Consider the following 1,760-nt stretch of genomic DNA (forward strand, 5'->3'; position numbering starts at 1 on the left):
GAAATGGACCGTGCGCGAGATGGAGGACCGTTACCGCAAGATGTCGAAGGTCGGCGTGCGCAACATCGACGGGTTCAACGCCCGCGTGCAGCAAGCCGACAAGAAGGGTGAAAAGATCTCGCGCACCGTGCAGACCGGTTTCGACCGCCAGACCGGCGAGGCGATCTACGAGACCGAGAATCTCGACCTCGAGCCGATGCCCTATATCGTCGTCATCATCGACGAGATGGCCGACCTGATGATGGTCGCCGGCAAGGACATCGAAGGTGCGGTGCAACGCCTGGCGCAGATGGCGCGTGCCGCCGGCATCCATGTGATCATGGCGACACAGCGTCCCTCGGTCGACGTCATCACCGGCACCATCAAGGCCAATTTCCCGACCCGCATCTCCTTCCAGGTGACATCGAAGATCGACAGCCGCACCATCCTGGGCGAGCAGGGTGCCGAGCAGCTGCTCGGCATGGGCGACATGCTCTACATGGCCGGCGGCGGCCGTATCCAGCGCGTGCACGGCCCGTTCGTCGCTGATGAAGAGGTCGAGAAGATCGTCGCGCATCTGAAGCTGCAGGGTGTGCCGGAATACCTCGATGCCATCACCGAGGACGATGGCGAGGACGACGACGAGCCGTCGGGCAAGGGCGGTTCCGGCGGTGGCGGCGGCAACAGCAATTTCGAGGATTCCGATGATCCTTACGATCAGGCTGTTTCCGTGGTGCTGCGCGACGGCAAGGCTTCCACCAGCTACATCCAGCGCCGGCTGGGCATCGGCTACAATCGCGCCGCCTCGATCATCGAGAAAATGGAGAAGGAAGGGATCGTCGGCCCGGCCAACCATGCCGGCAAGCGTGAGATCCTGGTGCCGACCGAAGAGGACAAGTTCTGACCGCGATCCTTATGACATCTCCTGTCTCGCAACCTTGAACCGTTCAGGGCGTTGAAGCGAATGAGGCGCGACTGACCCGCCAAACTTCAGCCCAACTGGGGGTCCAAGCACTAGAGCAACTCAGGAATCAGATGAGAGTGACCGATATGAAAAACGATCCTTCAGCGCTCCGCAGTTTTGCTCCCACCCGGCGCCAGTTGCTCGGGCTGGGCCTGGGGTTTGCAGGGGCGGCGGCCTTCAACGTGATGCCCGGCTTCCAGTTGCTGGCTTCGGCGCAAGCGGCCGTGCCGCCGGCCGCACAGAAGATCGCCGACCATTTTTCCTCGGTCAAATCGATGAGCGGCGAATTCGTGCAGTTCGGCCCCAAGGGCGAGCAGACCGGCGGCAAGTTCTTCCTCGAACGGCCGGGCAAGATCCGCTTCAACTATGACGGCACGTCAAATTTCCGGGTGATTTCAGACGGCAAGTCGGTGGTCATCCTCAATAAGAGGCTCAACACCTCCGATCTCTATCCGCTGTCGAAGACGCCGCTGAAGCTGCTGCTCGACGACAAGATCGATCTCTCTGGCGACCGCGTCAAAAGCGTCAAGCAGGAAGACGACCTCACCACCATCCAGCTCGCCGACAAATCGGTGTTCGGCAATTCGAAGATCACGATGATGTTCGATGCCAAATCCTACGAGCTGCGTCAGTGGACGATCACCGACGCACAGGGCAAGGACACGACGGTGATGATCTTCAACGTCAAGGAAGGCGTCAGCTTCGCCGCCGACACCTTCGCCATCGACTACAGCGCGAATCGCGAAGTCAACACCAAGGCGCGGTAGAGCATTCCAGGAAAGTGTGAAACGGTCTTCCCGGGAAAAGCGCGTAGTGC

General features: G+C 60.6%; 2 protein-coding genes. Both read left to right on the top strand.

The window, feature by feature from the left end:
* A partial coding sequence (locus ACXJ7R_RS31755) for an FtsK/SpoIIIE domain-containing protein (RefSeq protein WP_457155262.1) occupies positions 1-883 on the top strand: 883 nt, incomplete at its 5' end.
* A gap of 146 nt (positions 884-1,029) precedes the next feature.
* Positions 1,030-1,710, top strand: coding sequence for an outer membrane lipoprotein carrier protein LolA (locus ACXJ7R_RS31760; RefSeq protein WP_457155263.1), 681 nt, complete (start codon positions 1,030-1,032; stop codon positions 1,708-1,710).
* Positions 1,711-1,760 lie beyond the last annotated feature (50 nt).

Source organism: Mesorhizobium sp. P5_C1, from assembly GCF_054049815.1.

Excerpts from the sequence above, each read along its gene's own strand:
- ACXJ7R_RS31760 (WP_457155263.1), top strand. The coding sequence starts at position 1,030 with ATGAAAAACGATCCTTCAGCGCTCCGCAGTTTTGCTCCCACCCGGCGC.